4 protein-coding genes and 1 other RNA gene are annotated in these 12,510 nt (G+C 73.5%); 4 read left to right on the top strand and 1 reads right to left on the bottom strand.

The features are described from left to right. Nucleotides 1-8: 8 nt before the first annotated feature. Both pta and DEJ20_RS12730 read left to right on the top strand, forming a co-directional pair. Nucleotides 9-2,117 (top strand): phosphate acetyltransferase, encoded by a 2,109-nt coding sequence (gene pta / locus DEJ20_RS12735; protein WP_111235587.1) that lies wholly within the window; start codon nucleotides 9-11, stop codon nucleotides 2,115-2,117. Between the two features lie 50 nt (nucleotides 2,118-2,167). Continuing rightward, nucleotides 2,168-3,364: an acetate/propionate family kinase gene (locus DEJ20_RS12730; RefSeq protein ID WP_111235586.1), complete on the top strand. Its 1,197-nt coding sequence runs from the start codon at nucleotides 2,168-2,170 to the stop codon at nucleotides 3,362-3,364. Between the two features lie 385 nt (nucleotides 3,365-3,749). On the opposite strand, the gene DEJ20_RS12725 is transcribed toward DEJ20_RS12730, so the two are convergent. After that, nucleotides 3,750-4,424, bottom strand: coding sequence for an SDR family oxidoreductase (locus DEJ20_RS12725; RefSeq protein ID WP_111235585.1), 675 nt, complete (start codon nucleotides 4,422-4,424; stop codon nucleotides 3,750-3,752). A 37-nt stretch (nucleotides 4,425-4,461) separates the two neighbouring features. Here DEJ20_RS12725 and ffs point away from each other — a divergent pair. Then, nucleotides 4,462-4,558, top strand: an RNA gene (gene ffs / locus DEJ20_RS12720) — signal recognition particle sRNA small type. Nucleotides 4,559-4,790: 232 nt separating this feature from the next. Beyond that, complete coding sequence (locus DEJ20_RS12715; RefSeq protein WP_111235584.1) at nucleotides 4,791-12,410, top strand: choice-of-anchor G family protein; 7,620 nt, start codon at nucleotides 4,791-4,793, stop codon at nucleotides 12,408-12,410. The last annotated feature ends 100 nt before the right edge of the window (nucleotides 12,411-12,510 follow it).

Raw genomic sequence — 12,510 nt, 5'->3', positions numbered from 1 at the left:
TGGGCGTCGTGTCGACCCGCATCTACATCACGTCAGCAGAAGGGCACACGGGCAAGAGCACCGTCGCCCTCGGTGTCCTCGAGACCCTCGCCCGGTCCGTCGGCCGCGTCGGCGTGTTCCGGCCCGTCGCCCGCTCGGTCGTCGAACCCGATTACGTACTCGAGCTGCTGCTGCAGCACACGGCCGTCGGCATCTCGTACGACGACGCGGTCGGGGTCACCTACGACGACGTGCACGCCGACCCCGAGGCGGCGCTCGGCACCATCGTCACCCGGTTCGCCCAGGTCGAGCGGCAGTGCGACGCCGTCGTGGTGCTCGGCTCCGACTACACCGACGTCGGCAGCCCCACCGAGCTCTCCTTCAACGCGAAGGTCGCCGCGAACCTCGGCGCTCCGGTGCTCCTCGTGCTGGGTGGCCGCGACGCCGCCGAACGCGCGGCCCGCACCCCCGAGGGCATGGCGCAGGTGGCGGACGTCACGACCAGCGAGCTGCGGGCGGCACACGCGCAGCTGTTCGGCGTCGTGGTGAACCGTGCCGACCCGGATGCCCTCGCCGCCATCGTGACGAGCGTCGAGCAGGCCGTGCACGACGACCACCCGGACGTCCCGGTGTGGGCGATCCCCGAGGACCGCGTGCTCGTCGCCCCGACGGTCCGCGCCCTGCTGCAGGCCACCGGCGCCACCCTGGTCCGCGGTGACGACGCCCTGCTCGACCGTGAGGCCCTCGGCACCGTCGTCGCGGGCATGAGCATGGAGAACGTGCTGCCCCGGCTGATCGAGGGCGGCATCGTCGTCGTCCCCGGTGACCGGAGCGACGTCCTCATCGCCACGCTCCTCGCCAACCAGTCCGAGACGTTCCCGAGCCTGGCCGGCGTCATCCTGAACGGCGGGTTCGAGATCGCACCGCAGGTGTCCCGGCTGCTCGAGGGCCTGTCGAGCTCGCTGCCGATCGCGCAGAACGACCTCGGCACGTACGACACCGCCCTCCGGATCACCCAGACCCGTGGCCGTCTGGCCGCCGACTCGCCCCGGAAGGCCGACCTCGCGCTCGCGCTGTTCGAGCAGCACGTCGACGCCGAGGCACTGCGCGACCGGCTGCAGCTCGCCCCCTCCGGGGTCGTCACGCCGCTCATGTTCGAGCACGGTCTGCTCGACCGGGCCCGCAGCTACGGCAAGCGGATCGTCCTGCCCGAGGGCGAGGACGACCGCATCCTCCGTGCCGCCTCCACCCTGCTGCAGCGCCAGGTCTGCGAGCTCACGATCCTCGGCGACCCCGCCGCCATCCGCACGCGGGCGACCGAGCTCGGCCTCGACCTCGAGGCCGCGCAGCTCGTCTCGCCGTTCGACCCCGAGCTGCGGGAACGCTTCGCCGAGGAGTACACCCGGCTCCGCGCCCACAAGGGGATGTCCATCGAGCTCGCCCGCGACACCGTCACCGACGTCTCGTACTTCGGCACGATGATGGTGCAGCTCGGGCTCGCCGACGGCATGGTCTCCGGCGCGAAGCACACCACGGCACACACCATCCGGCCGTCGTTCGAGATCATCAAGACCCGCCCGGACACCTCGATCGTGTCGAGCGTGTTCCTGATGGCGCTCGCCGACCGCGTGCTCGTCTACGGCGACTGCGCGGTGATCCCGGACCCGACGAGCGAGCAGCTCGCCGACATCGCGATCTCGTCCGCCGAGACCGCGACCCAGTTCGGCATCGACCCCCGCGTCGCGATGCTCAGCTACTCCACCGGCGACAGCGGCTCCGGCGCCGACGTCGACAAGGTGCGCGCCGGCACCGCGTTCGTGCGGGAACGCCGGCCCGACCTGCTCGTCGAGGGCCCGATCCAGTACGACGCAGCAGCCGACCCCACGGTCGCGTCGACCAAGATGCCGGGCTCCCCGGTCGCGGGTCGGGCGACGGTGTTCATCTTCCCGGACCTCAACACCGGCAACAACACGTACAAGGCCGTGCAGCGCTCGGCCGGCGCCGTGGCGATCGGCCCGGTCCTGCAGGGCCTGCGCAAGCCGATCAACGACCTGTCGCGCGGCGCCCTGGTGGGCGACATCGTGAACACCGTCGCGATCACCGCGATCCAGGCCGGCACCGCGACCGACGCGGCCTGACCCGCCCGACCCGCACCGCGCCTCCAGGCCCGACAGAAAGTGACCACCCCGTGACCGCAGCCCTCGTCGTCAACTCCGGCTCGAGTTCGTTCAAGTACCAGCTCATCGAACTCGAGGACGAGCGCACGCTCGCCTCCGGGCTCGTCGAGCGCATCGGCGAGTCTGCCGGGGCCTGGAAGCACACCAACGCGCTGACGGGGGAGTCGTCGTCCAACGACGCCGCGTCGGTGCCCGACCACGCGGCCGGGTTCCAGGCGATGATCGACGCGTTCGCGAAGGTGGGCCCGTCGTTCGAGGAGCACCCGCCCGCCGTCGTCGGCCATCGCGTCGTGCACGGCGGCACCACCTTCGACCGCGCGACGGTCGTCACGGACCAGGTCGAGCAGCAGATCGAGGACCTCAACAGCCTCGCGCCGCTGCACAACCCCGCGAACCTCGAGGGGATCCGTGCCGCGAAGCAGGTCTTCTCGGACGTCCCGCACGTCGCCGTGTTCGACACCGCGTTCCACCAGACGATGCCGCCGCACGCGTACACGTACGCGATCCCCGCCGACCTGGCCGCCGAGTACGGGATCCGCCGCTACGGCATGCACGGCACCAGCCACAAGTACGTCTCCGAGCAGGCCGCGGAGTTCCTCGACCGGCCGCTCGCCGAGCTCAAGACGATCGTGCTGCACCTGGGCAACGGTGCCTCGGTCGCGGCGATCGACGGCGGGAGGTCCATCGAGACCTCGATGGGGCTCACGCCGCTCGAGGGACTCGTCATGGGCACCCGCTCCGGCGACCTCGACCCCGCGGTGCTCATCCACCTGCACCGCGAGGCCGGGATGACCTTCGACGAGCTCGACACGATGCTCAACAAGCGGTCCGGTCTGCTCGGCCTGACCGGCAACGGCGACATGCGGGACGTGCAGGACGCCGCCACCAAGGGCGACGAGCAGGCGGAGGCGGCGCTCGCCGTGTACCGCCACCGCATCCGTCGCTACGTGGGCGCCTACACGGCGCAGCTCGGCGGGCTCGACGCGGTCGTGTTCACCGCGGGGGTCGGCGAGAACAACGCGCTGCTGCGGCGGCGCGTGCTCGCGGGGCTCGAGCACCTGGGCATCGAGATCGATCCGGACCGCAACGAGCTGGCGTCGCGGGACGCCCGCCGCATCTCCACCGACGGCTCACGGGTCGCGGTGCTCGTGATCCCGACGAACGAGGAGCTCGAGATCGCCCGGCAGTCGGCTGCGGTCGCGCTCTGACGCGTGGCGTCGCGTCGCCTCGCGTCGCGGTGGCACGGTGTGGCGTTCGTGGGCTGGTGCGGGGCTGACTGCTGGGTGCGCGCTTGCAGCGCGGCACGGGGCGTGGAAGTCCGCACGGGGTGTGCAGGTGGGCACGGTGCGGACGGGAGGCGCGGGGCGGGCTGGCTCCGTGCCTCCCGTCCGTCCGTGGGTCACGTCGCGGCGGCACGGTGCAGCATTCGTCGGTGAGTGCGGGGCTGGCTGCTGGGTGCGCGCTTGCAGCGCGGCACGGGGCGTGGAAGTCCGCACGGGGTGAGTAGATGCGCACGGTGCGCGGCCCGGCACCGTCGGCGAGGAGCTCGCACGGGGTGGACGAAGCGCGCACGGTGCGCGCCGCGCGGACCGGTCAGGCGAGCGCGTTCAGCGCCGCCGGGATCGGGGTGTCGCCGCTGGTGACCTCGAACTGCACGCCGACCGCGGCGTCGTCGAGCAGGGCGTGCAGGACGACGGTCGCGACGTCCGCCCGTGGGATCGAGCCGCGAGGCACGGTCCGGCCGACGTGGACGGTGCCCTGCGGCGGCGTGTCGAGCAGGCCGCCGGGACGTACGATCGTCCAGCGGAGGCGTCGGGCCCGCAGGTTCGCGTCCGCTTCGGCCTTCGCCCGCAGGTAGACCTGGAACACCGCGGCGTCGTCCTGCGCGGGCACGACGGCGAGCTCGGGGTCGTAGGTGTCGGCGGCCATCGCGGAGATCATCACGTACCGCTCGATGCCGGCACGTTCGGCGGCGTCGGCGAGCAGGATCGCACCGTCACGGTCGACGGTCAGCTTCCGCTCGGCGCCGCTGTTCGGCCCGGCACCGGCGGCGAACACCACCGCATCGACACCGCGCAGGCGGAGCGCCAGGTCGTCGTCGCCGAGCTGCTCCAGGTCGGCGACGATCGCACGCGCCCCCTGTTGCTCGACGTCGGCCACGTGCGCGGGGTTGCGGACGATCGCGACGGCGTCGTGGCCGGCGTCGGTGATCTGGCGGGCGAGGAGCAGGGCGATCTGGCCGTGTCCTCCGGCGATGGCGATCTTCATGTGTTCGAGTCTGCCCGTCGCGTCCGGTAGACTTCTCGGCGGCTCCTCACGTGACGCCATCCAGGCCAACTCCCCCAGGGCGGAAACGCAGCAAGGGTAACCGGGCTCTGGCGGGTGCGTGAGGAGTCTTCTTCGTTCCGGGTCGAGGCGGCTCCCCGGCGAGGCCCCCCGTTCGGGAGGTCTCTCGTTCTTTTTCGTCGCCGCTTGCGGACAGCTTCCTGATCATGTGTAAAGATCTGCCTCAGGAACCCCCAACCAGGGTCCCGAACCTCCACCGCCTCACCAGCGGGGGAGCCTCCACCGCCTCACCAGCGGTGGATTCCGAGGATCAGGTGGCGGGCGCGCCCGCCAGGAAAAGAGACACGCATGCGCAGGCACGCGTCGCTGCTCGGTACCCCCGTACCCTCCGCAGCGGACGAACGGACACGACGGATCACCCGCGCCGACGGCCGAGCTCGAGGACGAGCGACGGACGGTCGGCGGCTCCTCCTGCGCGGCGGCGTCGTCGCCACGGTGACGGCGCTCATCGCCGCCACCGTGGCGATCCAACCCGCTGCGGCCGCCCAGACCGACGTCGCCGAGGCCGAGGGGCTGCTGCTCAGCGGCTCCGGCATCGTGAACGCCGACGCGATCGCCCAGCTCGGCGGTGCGTACTCCGCGCGGGGCGCGACCTCGGGCGGCGGCACCACGAACCAGCCGCTCAACCTGACGGCGCTCAACGCGGTCGGGGTCGACCTCGGCAACGACGTCAACCTGCTCGGCCCGAACGGCATCCTGACCCTCGGCGTCGACGGTCAGTACGCCACGACCTCGGCCACGGGCGCGACCGCGTCGTCGGGGCTCCTGACGAACGACGGCGGCATCGGGGTCGGCACGGGATCCGGCACCGGCGCGGCCACCGTCAACCTCAACCCGCTGTTCTCGCGCGTCGGCGCCGACACCACGGTGCTGTCGAACGCGCAGCTGCGGGTCGGGGCCCTGGCGTCCCGGATCCAGGCGACGCGCGGCACCACGGTCGGGACGACGACGGACTACCGGATCGCCGGGGCGGACCTGAACCTGACGAGCCCGGCGGTCGCTGGACTCAGCACTGCGCTCCGGAACGACCTGCGCACCTTCTCGGGCACGGTGAACTCCGCGGTCGGTGCCGACGGCGCGCTGTCCGGCACGACCACGGCGCTGACGAGCGAGCTGCAGCGGCTCCTGCGCACGACGAGCCTCGGCCTCGTGAACGTCAACGGCACGACGGTCACCGCGACCGTCGACCTGAACCTCGACGACACCTTGACCCGTGTGCTGCAGCAGCCACTCACGGACGGTGCGGTGACGATCACCCCGTCGACCGGCGCGATCACCGTCGACCTCGACCGGCTCACCACGCTGAACGGCCAACCCGCGAACACCTCGGTGCTGACCGAGGCGGCCGTGAGCTCGATCAACCGGAGCATCACGACGATCCTCGGCACGCAGCTGCCGACGGCACTGCAGACGGCGGTCGTGAACACGGTCAACTCGACCGCCGTGCGGGTGAACGTCACCGCGAACGTCAACGCGGCAGGCCTCCCGCTCGCCGGACTCGCGCTGCGCGCGGACACCACGCTCGGCGCCCTCGCCGGCACGTCCCCCGCCACCGCGACGGTGACGGCGACCGGTGGCCCCCTCGGCCTGAACGCGCTCGGCACCCTGCTCGCCCCGGCGGTCAACACCGTCGTCATCCCGGCACTGCAGACCATCGTGCGTCCCCTGGTGACGGGCACGGCCCTGACGAACCTCGGCACGACGCTCACCGCGACGACCTCGGCCGTCTCCACCCTGCTGAGCCCCGTCGTGCTGCTGCTCCGTCAGGTCGTCGACCTCACCGTGAACGCGCAGGACACCACGGGCTTCCGCGACCCCCGCGGGTACGACCCCGGATCGCGGAGCGTGCACGCCCTGCGGCTCTCCGTGCTCCCCGGGGCGAACGTCGCCACCGTGGACCTCGCCACCTCGACCGTGCGCGCCGCGGCGTTCGCGGCCCCGACCATCACGGCGCCCACGGCCGGACAGCAGTTGACCGTGCCGTCGGCGACCTCCACCCGCAGCGTCGTCGTGAGCGGGGCCGGCGAGCCCGGTGCCGCCGTGGCCGTGAGCCTCGGCGGGGACCGGACCGGCGCCGCGACCGTCGCTGCCGACGGGACCTGGACGACGACCATCGCCGACGTCCCCACCGGTGCGTACACCGCGACCGCGACCCAGACGGTCGGCGGCACCGCGGCCGGCACCGCGACGCAGGACTTCTCCGTCGTCGCCCAGCGCGCCCTGACGATCACCACCCCCACGGCCGGTCAGACCTTCACGACGACGGGGGAGACCGCCCCGGTCACCCTGACGGGCACCGCGACGGCCAACGCGCGCATCAGCGTCGACCTGGGCGGCGGCGTGACCGCGACGGGCACGGCGGACGACGCCGGCGCCTGGAGCGTCACCGTCCCCGAGGTCCCGGTGGGCGAGCAGACGGCGAGCGTCACGCAGACCGTCGGCGACACGACCTCGGCACCCGTGACCCGGTCCTTCCGGGTCGTGGCCGCGGCCGGCCTGACCGTCGACAGCCCCACGGCCGACCAGGACTTCCCGCTCGCTGGCGACACCCGGTCCGTCCCGTTCTCCGGCAGCGCACAGGCCGGCGCCCGCGTGGAGGTCGACCTCGGTGACGGCCTGACCGCCACCACCCGCGCGAACGCCGACGGCACCTGGTCGACGAGCGTCACGGACGTCCCGGCCGGGGAGTACTCGGCCGAGGTCACCCAGACCGTCGGCGGCACCACGAGCGCCCCGGTCACCCGCGACTTCACGGTGACGGCGGCCCCCGCGCTCACCATCGACGAGCCGGCCGACGGCAGCACCATCACCGTCGCCGACGAGAGCTCGACCACCCCGGTGACGGTGTCCGGTTCGGCCGCCCCGAACGCCCGGGTCACCGTCGGCATCGGTGGTTCCTTCACGGCCGCGGTGACCGCGGACGAGGACGGTGCCTGGACGACGACCTTCGCCGACGTCCCGGTCGGGGAGCGCACCGTCACGGCGCGCCAGAGCGTCGACGGCACCACGTCCGGCCCGGTGGAGACCACCTTCACCGTGGAGGCGGGCGACCCGCTCACGATCACCTCGCCCGACGACGGTGCTGTCATCACCGTCCTCGACGCCGACACCACCACCGACCTCGGCCTGGCCGGCACGGCCGAGGCCGGCGCCGAGGTGCGGGTCTCGCTCGGCGACGGGCTGACCGCCACCACGACGGCCGACGACGACGGCACCTGGACGCTGACCGTCACGGACGTCCCCGTCGGTCGGTACACGATCTCGGCCACGCAGACCGTCGGCGGGACCACCTCGCCGGCCGTCCGCCAGGTCGTCACGGTGCAGTCGGGCGCCCCGCTCGCCGTCACCGCTCCGGCGCAGGACGCCACCGTCACGGTCGCGACCGACGACTCCGTCGTCGACGTCACCGTGCGGGGCACCGCCCAGCCCGGCGCCCGCGTCGAGGTCGTCCTGGACGACGGCGACGCGGTGTCCACGACGGCGAGCCCGCAGGGCGCCTGGTCGGTGGTCCTGTCGGACGTCGGGACCGGCGACCACACCGCGACGGTCACCCAGACCGTAGACGGTGCGACCTCGGCACCGGTCGACCGTGACTTCGCGGTCGAGGCCGGCGACGAGCTCGTCATCGTGGCACCGGGTGACGCCCAGCAGGTGCCCGCCGGCACCGGCGGTGAGGCCAACGTGGTCGTCCGCGGCACCGCGGAGCCCGGCGCGACCGTCGCCGTCACGATCGACGAGGGCGACCCCGTCGAGGTCGTCACGGACACGGCCGGCAACTGGGAGCTCCCGACCACGCAGCTCGGCATCGGCGAGCACACCGTCGAGGCCGTGCAGACCGTGAACGGCACCGACGGCCCGGTGGTCACGCGTGACTTCACCGTGGTCCCCGGCAACGCCATCGTCATCGACACCCCGGCGAGCGGCGCACGCTTCGTCGTGGTCGACGCCGACGCCACCGCGACCGTCCGGATCACCGGCACGGCCGAGCCCGGCGCCGCGGTGACCGTGTCGGTCGGACCCGGCACCCGGTTCACCACCACGGCCGGCGACGACGGACGCTGGGCGGTCGACGCGACCGGTCTCGCCCCGACCGGCGTGTACACGGCGTCGGCCAGCCAGGAGGTCGAGGACGTCGTCACGAGCGCCGTCCCGATCACCTTCGAGGTCGTCACGGCCAACGCGCTGACGATCACCGGTCCGGACACGGACCCGATCACGGTCGCCGGACCGGACGTCGAGCGCGACGTCACGGTCACCGGCACCGGCCAGCCCGGCGCCGCGGTCACCGCGACCCTCGCCGGCTCCGAGGACCAGGAGACGACGGTCGGTGCCGACGGCACGTGGTCGGTCACGTTCCCCGACCTCGGGGTCGACGAGCACCAGGTCACGGTCACCCAGACCCTGCCCGGCACCGTCTCCGACCCGCGCACCTCCGACCCGGTCGAGCGCACGGTCGCGATCGAGGCCGCCGACGCCGTCACGATCACCGCACCGGAGACCGACGTGGTCCTCCTCGTGCCGGACGCCGACGCGACGCGCGACGTCGTCGTCACGGGCTCGGCCGAGCCGGGCGCACCGGTGACGGTGCGACTCGGCGACGACGAGGCGACCACCACCGCGGACGCGGACGGCGACTGGACGGTCACGTTCGGTGGGGTCGGTGTCGGCACCCCGACGCTCACCGCCAGCCAGACGGTCGGCGGGACCACCGCCTCCAGCCCGGACCAGACCGTCACGGTGCGGGCCGGAACCGCGCTCGCCATCGAGACCCCGGAGGACGGCGACGTCCTGACGGTCGCCGACACGTCCGGCACCGCCGACGTCGAGGTGACCGGTCGCGCCCAACCCGACGCCGAGGTGACGGTCCGGATCTCGACCGGCGAGTCCGAGACGGTGACGGCGGACGAGGACGGCCGGTGGGAGACCACCTTCCAGGGCGTCCCGGTCGGTGACCACCGCGTCACCGCGACGCAGGTCGTCGGCGGGCAGACCTCGACGCCGGTGACGGCGGCGGTGTCGGTCCGTGCCGGAGCCCCGCTCGTCGTCTCCACCCCGCGGGGTGCCACCACCGTGACGGTGGCGGACGACGACGCCACCACCGGGGTCGACTTCGCCGGTACCGGTGAGCCGGGCGCGACCGTCACGGTCGACCTCGGCGACGGCGGGACCGCCACGGCGACCGTGGACGAGGACGGCCGCTGGGCGACCACGGTCGAGGACGTGCCGACCGGCTCGTTCACGGCCTCGGTCACGCAGGCCGTGAACGGCACCACGAGTGCGGCGGTCGAACGACCGGTGTCCGTGGTCGCCGCTGCCGACCTCACCATCCGTGAGCCCGGTGACGACCCGATCACGGTGGCAGACGGCGACGCGACGACGACCGTGACGGTTGCCGGTGACGCCCAGCCCGGCGCCACGGTGACGGTCACCGTCGATGACCGTGATCCCGTCGAGGTCACCGCCGGCGACGACGGCTCGTGGAGCGTCGACGTGCCGGACCTCGGTGTCGGTGAGCACACCGTCGAGGTGACGCAGACCGTGAACGGCTCGACCTCGACCACACCGGTCGAGACGACGTTCGAGATCGAGGCGGGCGCACCCGTCGTCGTCACCGAGCCGACGGCCGACCAGGAGTACACGGTCGCCGACGGGGACGGCACGACGACGGTCGACGTCGCCGGCACCGCCGAGCCGGGCGCGACCATCGTGGTCGACCTGGGCGACGGTCGCACCGAGTCGACCACCGTGGACGACGACGGCGCGTGGAGCGTCTCGGTCCCCGGTGTGCCGGCCGGCACCACGACCGTCAGCGTCACGCAGCGCATCGACGACACCGAGTCCGCGCCGGTGACGGTGGACGTCCGCGTCCTCGTCGCCGACCCGGTCACGATCGCCACCCCGGCGGACGGCGCCACGATCCGGGTCGCCCAGCGCGACTCCGTCGCGACCCTCACCGCCGCGGGGGCCGCCGAGCCCGGTGCCGAGGTCCGTGTCACGATCGACGGCGGCGACGCCCGGACCGTGACCGCGACCGACGCCGGCACCTGGAGCGTCGACCTGCCGGACACCGCCGTCGGCGAGCACACGATCCGTGCGACCCAGACGGTCGACGGCTCGACGTCCGCAGCGGTGCGCAGCACCTTCACCGTCGCACCCGGTGCGGCGCTGACGGTCACCGCCCCGGCGGACGACACCACGTTCACCGTGCCGAGCACCGACCCCACCGCGACCGTCCCGGTCGGCGGCGAGGGCCAGCCCGGCGCGACGGTCCGTGTCGTCCTCGACGACGCCGACCCGGTCGTGGTCCGTGTCGGCACGGACGGACGGTGGGAGACCACACTGGTCGACGTGCCGGCGGGCGAGCACACGCTCGTCGTCACCCAGGTCGTGAACGGCACGACGTCCGATGCGATCGAGCGCGACGTGACCGTCGTGGTCGCCGCCGCGGACGCGATCGTCGTGACCAGCCCGGCCGACGGCGCCGACTACCGGGTGCTCGGCGGTTCGACCGACGTCCGCGTGACCGGCACCTCGGCACCGAACGCCGCCGTCTCGGTCCGCATCGACGACGGCACCGCGGTCACCACGACCGCGGACGACGACGGTACGTGGTCCGTGACGGTGCCGGACGTCGACGAAGGGACCCACACCGTCGCCGCCAGCCAGACGGTCGACGGTGCGACCACGGACGCCCCGCAGGTCGGCTTCACCGTGACGGCCGCGACGCCGGTCGTCATCTCGAGCCCGACCGACGGCCAGGCGTTCCCGACCACGGGGTCGACGACGTCGGTCCCGGTGAGCGGCACCGCCGAGCCCGGAGCGACCGTCACGGTCGACGTCGACGGCCGGACCGCCACGACGACCGCCGGTGACGACGGCTCGTGGACGGTCACGATCGGTGGCGTCCCCCTCGGGGACCACACGGTGTCGGTGACGCAGACGGTCGGCGGTCGGACCTCCGACCCGGTGACCGCCGACGTGTCGGTCGTGGCCGCGCAGGAGACGGGGATCGTCATCACGAGCCCCGACCCCGGGCAGCTGATCCCGGCGGAGGGCTTCGGTGACACCGGCTCGTTCACGGTGACCGGTCAGGCCACCCCCGGCGCCGCGGTGACGGTGACCCTGTCCACCGGGCAGGTCCGCACCACCACCGCCGACGACGAGGGCGCGTGGAGCGTCGTGTTCGAGCGCGTCCCCGAGGGGGAGTGGACGATCAGCGCCACGCAGTCGGTGAACGGCACGACCTCGGCGGCGCCCCGGGTGCCGATCGTGGTCGACACCCTGGAGCCGCTCACGGTCACCTCGCCGACACCGGGTTCGCAGTACATGGCGGACGAGGACGGTGACCACGACCTGATGGTCACGGGCACCGCCGAGCCCGGCGCGACCGTCACCGTGCAGCCGATGGGCCGCGACGCGGTCGCCACGACGGCCGACGAGGACGGCGAGTGGTGGGTCATGGTGGCGCTGCCGGTCGGCGGGCACACACTGCGGGTCACCCAGTCGGTCGGCGGGTCCACCTCGCAGGCGCAGATGGTCCGCGTCATGGTGATGGACGACGCCGTCGACCCGGAGGAGCCGGGCACGCCCGGCACCCCGGGGACGCCCGGAACGCCCGGTACCCCCGGTACCCCCGGAACGCCGGGTGCACCCGGTCTGCCCGGGGCGCCGGGGACCGGCGGCGGCTCCGGCACCGGCACCGGCAACGGCATCGGTGGTGGCTCCGGGAACGGCTCCGGCGCCGGGATCGGAGGCTCCGGCAACGGCAACGGCACCGGTGACCTGGCCTGGACCGGCGCGGACGTCGTCCCGATCGCCGGCACCGCGGCGGGCCTGGTGGCCCTCGGGTTCCTGCTGCTGGGGCTCTCCCGCCTCGCCGGCAGGCTCCGTCGCCGCACCCGCGGCTGAGTCCGCACCAGCGTCACACACCGCGCCTCCCGCCCGTCGACCAGACGGACGGGAGGCGCGGTGCCGTCCGGGCGCTCGGCCCACCGCCGACGGGTGGTCC

Source organism: Curtobacterium sp. MCSS17_005, from assembly GCF_003234225.2.
In the GTDB taxonomy this organism is placed as follows: domain Bacteria; phylum Actinomycetota; class Actinomycetes; order Actinomycetales; family Microbacteriaceae; genus Curtobacterium; species Curtobacterium flaccumfaciens.
The sequence above is the reverse complement of the archived record's forward strand: the minus strand, read 5'-3'. Positions and strand labels throughout refer to the sequence as shown.